Annotated in this window: 4 protein-coding genes and 1 pseudogene; 4 read left to right on the top strand and 1 reads right to left on the bottom strand. The window is 60.2% G+C overall.

Features of this window, described 5'->3' with window-relative positions; all coding sequences use genetic code 11:
* Positions 1–293 precede the first annotated feature (293 nt).
* Positions 294–971, top strand: a complete 678-nt coding sequence (locus IRZ31_RS19810; protein ID WP_297156999.1) for an MEDS domain-containing protein — start codon at positions 294–296, stop codon at positions 969–971.
* A 182-nt stretch (positions 972–1,153) separates the two neighbouring features.
* On the opposite strand, the gene IRZ31_RS19805 is transcribed toward IRZ31_RS19810, so the two are convergent.
* The gene (locus IRZ31_RS19805; RefSeq protein WP_297156997.1) at positions 1,154–2,098 is read right to left on the bottom strand and encodes a cysteine hydrolase family protein; all 945 of its coding nucleotides are present in this window, start codon (positions 2,096–2,098) and stop codon (positions 1,154–1,156) included.
* 506 nt (positions 2,099–2,604) lie between these two features.
* On the opposite strand from IRZ31_RS19805, the gene nusA reads away from it, so the two are divergent.
* The 3 genes and pseudogenes from nusA to IRZ31_RS19790 all read left to right on the top strand — a co-directional run.
* Positions 2,605–3,765, top strand: coding sequence for a transcription termination factor NusA (nusA, locus tag IRZ31_RS19800; protein WP_297156995.1), 1,161 nt, complete (start codon positions 2,605–2,607; stop codon positions 3,763–3,765).
* A 354-nt stretch (positions 3,766–4,119) separates the two neighbouring features.
* Positions 4,120–4,476 (top strand): YlxR family protein, encoded by a 357-nt coding sequence (locus IRZ31_RS19795; protein ID WP_297156992.1) that lies wholly within the window; start codon positions 4,120–4,122, stop codon positions 4,474–4,476.
* Between the two features lie 582 nt (positions 4,477–5,058).
* Positions 5,059–5,570 (top strand): annotated as a pseudogene (locus IRZ31_RS19790) (hypothetical protein); the annotation flags it as partial.

Below are 5,570 nucleotides of genomic sequence, written 5' to 3'. Positions count from 1 at the left end.
CGAAGCAGGCAGCCTCAAGCAAGGCCGCACTGATCCAACCGCGACAGATCCGCGGCGAAAGCGCTCCACTGCTGCAACTGGTCGCAGGGCTGCGTACAATATTTCAGGAGAAAGGCCAAGGGCATCGGGCGGGAGTAGCAAGCAAGCAGAGAAGAAGAGGACAGGAGGGGTTGGGGAGAGCTTTCCTACTCTTGGCTGAATAGTGGACGCTTCTATATGTGCTAATCCCGCTCCGGTGTGATATGCTTAATGGTGGCAAGCTGGTTAAGAATCGGCATTGTGTGGAGATAGGCATGGACCTGAGTGTTGATGGCAAGTCAGAGCGTATTCCATACAGCTCGCACATCTGTCAGCTGTACAGCAAAGTGACAGAGATTGCCGGGGTCACGGCCCGGCTATTGCGTGCGGGGATTGTCGCATCGGAGAAGTGCCTGTTCGCGGCGGCGCCAGCGCAGGTGCAGGAGTTGCGTGAAGAACTGCTGAAGCTGCAGCTTGATGTAGACGCCTTAATTGCCAAAGGGCAGCTCATTCTCTCCAGCGAGCGGGAGCCGTTTCTCTCCAACGGGAAGCGATTTGATCCTTATTTTTTATTATCCACGCATCAGACCTTTATTACGCAGGCGCTACGTGATGGCTGGAAAGCAGTGAGGATCTCGATTGACATGACCTGGCTGGCCGGAGAGCTAGCCACGCCCGAGCAGCTCTTAAAATACGAGGCCCTCTGTGATGCGGTCTTTACCTTTCAGAACCGGCCCATCATTGCCCTGATGCATTACGATTACGGGAAATTGCTGCCCAGCCTTGTGGTGGAGATGCTCAAGCTTCATCCTATCTCCGTCGTAGGCAAATTCATCCGGCGCAATCCCTACTATTTGAACTCCGAGCAGTACATGATCAAGATTCTGCGGATGCATCGGGAGAAAGAGAAAAGAGAGCCAGGGCCGCCGGAGCGTGGGGGCGGGCGAGACTAGAGGAGACCAGCGGCGATGAGCCATTGCCTGGTCATGCCTGGTCATGCCTAGCCACACCGGAGTGCCACGAGGTGCGTGAGCGAGCCAGGGAGGAGGACCCGCGTCTCAGCTCGCCTGCTGTTGCCAACAGGCAAAAGCGGCCAGCGAGCTCGTCTTCGACTCCTTACTCGCTCCCTCTTTTCTCACGCAGGTAATCCGTCGGTACTGCGCACCAGGTGGACACCCAGGCGCTCCCAACGCGCCAGCTCCTCCTCTGCCAGGGCATCGAAGTCGATCGTTGGGTGCTGGACAGAGCTGATGCAGTCGCGTAGTACATAGAGGCGTTGGAGCATATCGGGCCGTTGACTGAAGTACTGAACAAGCTGGCGACCGCTCTCCAGCACGCAGTGAGACTTTGCCTCGCCCGCCAGGAAGACGCGATCGTGCTGCATAATCGTCTCAAGCAGCGCCGTATTGAGCTGGCTGGCGGGATCAGAAGGATCGGGCACCTCGGCGCCGAAGATGCCGTAGAACTCCGTCCGTGGAGTCAGGCCCTTCACAATATAGTGAGGCTGCGTCTGGCGGGCCGCGCTGTGCCAGGCCAGGGCCTCGCTGATGGGGGCCACCAGCATATGGCCCAGCGTGCCCTGCATCGTATGATAGGGCCAGATCATCAGCTCCTTCCGGGCCTGCTGGCGCAGCGCTTGCACATAGTGACGCGACCACTCTGGCTCCCAGAGGGGAAGCCAGCGACCTTCCTGGACATCTTCGACGGTGATCGTCGTAAACGGAGCCGGATGCTCGCCCGTCTGCGGGTTCTGCCACCAGGTAGGATAGAAGATCTGGAAAGGCAAATGCGTATCGAGCGAGGCGTAGATCGTCGTAATCCGATCGGCGTGGGCATAGAACCAGGTCAGCAAGCGCCCAACATCCGCTTGTGCACCTGGGACAGAGAGCGAGCCACTGGGATCAACAAAATCATGCTGATAGTCGACCAGCACCAGCGCGATGCGCTCGCGGTCCGTGCTGGCGGGAGCGAGGCCCGCCTGACGCCCGGCCTCGCTGAACTCGGCGATACGGGCGGCGTAAGGGCCTCTGAAGGCATCCTGTGGATCAAAACTTGCTGGAGCCAGAGATCGTGCACTCATAGGAGACTCCCTCATCCAGACCAACGTCGCGGGACAGAAGCGACGCAGAAGAGTGCGGAGTCGGGAGCCGTGGCCAGGAAGGAAGTAGCCTAAGCCTGGCCAGCTCCTGCTCTCTCTGGACCTGCCTGCCCGCGTCGAGAACGGCGACACAGCGAGCGCGGGGCGAGTCCTGCCCGTGGCGTGATGGGAGGAAAGAGGCCACTCCTCTCCCTGGCCAGCTGGGCGCTCGCCAGGCCACACAGAAAGTGTCAAATCTACACTAAATACTCATTTAGAGTATAGCCTGTCCTGAGAGAAAAATCAAGGGGAGGGGAAACGAATCGCAAGCTCTTCGCCCTGCCTTGCGTTGAAAAAGATGACATGATATAATACCATAGAACATAGAGGAACCTTGAGAAAAGTGGGGGCCCCCCACTTTTCTGCTTGCCAGGGACTTTTTCTTTGCACTCGAACAACTTGCAGTAAGTGTTTACTGGGCGACCAGCGAGCGGGAGGGAGAAGGCATCATGAGAAGTGAATTTCAGGCTGCTATTGCGCAGTTGATTGCCGAAAAAGGATTGCCCCGCGAAGTGGTAATGGAGACCGTGGCCAATGCCCTCTTATCAGCCTACCGCAAGAGCTTCGGGGGCGGGGACAACGTGCGCATCGAGGTGGACAAGAACGGCGAGGTCCACGTCTGGACCACCAAGCGAGTGGTTGCCCAGGTTAAAGATCCCAACGAGGAAATCTCGCTGGCGGAGGCCCAGCGTCTCATGCCGAAGGCCGCCCTGGGGCAAACGATTGAAGTGGATTCATCACATATCTTCGAGCGCATTCCCACCCAGACGGCCAAGCAGGTGATCCTGCAGCGTATTCGCGAGGCCGAGCATGAGCATCTCTACGAGCAGCTCAAAGAGTGGGTGGGGGAGATCCGGCTAGGCACGATCACACGCCGCGATCCGGCGCGCGGGTGGTTGCTCGACTTCGACCTTGAGCGTGTCGACAAGGTCGAGGGGCTGATGCCTTTCAGCGAAGAGGTGCCCAGCGAGCACTATCGGATCGGCCAGCGGTTGCGCGTCTATATTGTCGATGTGCGTCGCGTCCAGGGGCGGCTTTTGCAGATTGTGGCCTCGCGCTCCCATCGCGACCTGGTGCGGCGGCTCTTTGAGGCCGAGGTCCCTGAGATCTACGAGGGCACGGTCGAAATCAAGGCTATTGCTCGCGAGCCGGGCAGCCGGACCAAAGTGGCGGTGGTGGCTCACCAGGAGGGTCTGGACCCCATCGGCTCCTGTGTTGGGGTGCGGGGATCGCGCATCAATAATATTGTGCGCGAGCTGAACGATGAGAAGATCGATATCATCTTGTGGAGCCCCGACCCGGCGACATTTGTGGCGAATGCTCTCAGCCCCGTGAAGCCTCTGCGTGTCGAGCTGCGGGAGGCCGAACGTACCGCCCAGGTGGTGGTCGCCGAGAAGCAGCTGTCGCTTGCCATCGGTAAGGATGGGCAGAACGCGCGCCTGGCTGCCAAGCTCACTGGCTGGCGTGTCGATGTGGTCAAGCCTGCCGAGGGCGAGGTCTATGAGGAGCCTGTAGAAGATGTCATCTCGTCGGTCAGCGCTCGCCGTGAGCGTGGCCGTCATGATGGTGGCAGGCGCTCCGCCTCGTCACGCAGCGGGAGATATCGCTAAAGGACTGCTCGTTTATCCGCAGCACCTTCGCCTGCCTGTCGGCCTCTTGAAGTTTGCTCGCTGCCTGCTGGCCCAGGAATCCACTGATTCACGTCTGCTTCCTGGCCCGCGCCAGCCTGGGGAGCCAGCGGCGTGGCACGAGTAGATCCTGTGGCTCTCGGCCTTCTCTCCTCCACTTCTCGGCAGGCAGCAGGTGTTGCCTTTCACCGGGTGGCTGTAGGGGTAGGTCAGGAGGCGGGGATGATCTGCGGCGAGCCAGTCCAGGGCCGCGCGGCCAGCAAGAGGCTGCGCTGTGGCTGGGACTGACCGGCCTCCATCGAGAAGCATATCGAGAAGAAAAGGCAGGAGTACCTCATGATGGCCAAAGCCGCTAAGGGAGGGCGCCAGAAGCACGTTCCGCTGCGTACCTGTATTGCCTGCCGCGAGACCAGGCCCAAGCGCGAGCTGTTGCGCATTGTGCGCACGCCCGAGGGGCGGGTTCTACTCGACCCAACCAGCAAGAAGTCCGGGCGCGGAGCTTATCTCTGCGCTCGCTATTCCTGCTGGCAAAAGGCGCTCAAGGTCAAGAAGGCGGGTGATCGCTGTCTGTTAGAGCGCGAGTTTGAGTTGCCGCTCTCCGCCGAGGACCGTGCGGCGCTGGAGGAGTATCTGGCCACCTTGCCGCGAGAGGAGCAGCCTCCCACTGGCCTCGCCAGGCCCGTGACCACCTAGGCTCGCGCTAACCTGGGCGAGTGCTCTTGCATGCGGCTGAAAAAGGGTCGATGCTTGTTGCTCTTCCCGCCTTCCCCATCCTTCCCAATCTGAGTCGCGGTGGCGCAGGGAGGCGGGACCGGGGAGAAAATTGGCTACAGGCTCAACTATAGCGGGTTGCAAGGGTCCAGCGAGTAGGCTATACTGGAGAAAAGTTCGCAGCTTCCTGAATCCTTTGTTACCCTATCCAGGGCCGGGAAATAGGAAGCGAGTGGGCGCTTTCCTTGTTGTTATTGTTGTATGTGTCACGCAATCTTGACTCTTCTTTACAGAGACACAGCCCCTCGTCTACAGGGCAGACGTGGTGCGCCAATGTTTGCGGAGCAAGGGCTATGCTAGGATAACCATAGCAGCGACTACGCCAGAGTGCGCAGACTGAGACAAACATGCCTGGCCTGCATTAGCGAGGGCTGTCTCCTCCCTTCACCTGAATGGCGCCTGCCTTTGTTGGAAGGGAAGGTGACAGTCCTTTGTTGTGGCTGTGAAGAGAGGTCTCCACCGCCAATTGTGGCGCATCATTCTCGATAGAAGGGAGTCTTCTTCATGAGAAATACATCTGAATCAACCACGAACACCAACGAGCAGGCGAAGGCAGCGACGACGCGCAGCCGTACCGGCACTCGCCCGAAAAGTGAGAACGCCACACAGGGCGGTCAGGAACGTTCGACCAAGCCAGGCGCTCAAGGTGCACAGCGCCGCAGTGCGCCGCCGGCGGGTGCGCCACCGGCGCGCAGTCAGCCGCAGCACCAGCAGCATCAGCAGCATCAATCGCAGCATCAGCAGCATCAGCCACATCAGCATGGCGGCGGAGCTGGCCAGCCGTCGCAGCAGAGTGGAACGGGTGTAGCGTCCGTTCAATCCCAGCGTCCGGGACCGGGGAGCGGTCAGCGGGGTCAGCGGCCCGGAGGAGGGCCTCTGTCCCCGCGCTCTGCCTCGCCCGCTGGTGGGGGAGCGGCCAGATCGACAGCGGGAGGAGGAACTTTTAGCGGTGGAACCTCTGGGAGCGCCACCGCCACTCGTAGTGGTGGGCACGGTGGGGGGGGTCCCACTGGGGG

The organism is Thermogemmatispora sp. (genome assembly GCF_019683635.1).
In the GTDB taxonomy this organism is placed as follows: Bacteria; Chloroflexota; Ktedonobacteria; order Ktedonobacterales; family Ktedonobacteraceae; genus Thermogemmatispora.
This window is presented reverse-complemented; position numbering and strand designations above follow the sequence as displayed.